General features: G+C 61.8%; 1 pseudogene. It reads left to right on the top strand.

Going from position 1 to position 262, the window contains the following annotated elements:
- Positions 1-10 precede the first annotated feature (10 nt).
- A pseudogene (locus tag AC3A6Y_RS35065) lies at positions 11-262 on the top strand (ISKra4 family transposase); the annotation flags it as partial.

The raw sequence follows: 262 nt of genomic DNA, 5'->3' as shown, positions 1-262 counted from the left end.
TGGAAACGTGATGCGCGCCGACGAAACCTTGTACGACCTGCTCGAAGAGATCGACGGCGTGCGCGAGCAGGACAGGCAAGCTGGGCGGCCGCCCTCGGTCGTGCTGAGGAAACTTGATCGGGCGCTGGATGAATTTGCGATCTACATCGACAACAACGCCGGCGCCATCGTCAACTACGGGGAGAGGTACCGATGCGGGGAGCGCATTGCAACCGGCTTCGTCGAATCCGCGGTCAACCAGGTGATCGCCAAGCGGTTCGTG

The sequence above is a fragment of the Variovorax sp. Soil_C_17 genome, from assembly GCF_057657265.1.
The sequence above is the reverse complement of the archived record's forward strand: the minus strand, read 5'-3'. Positions and strand labels throughout refer to the sequence as shown.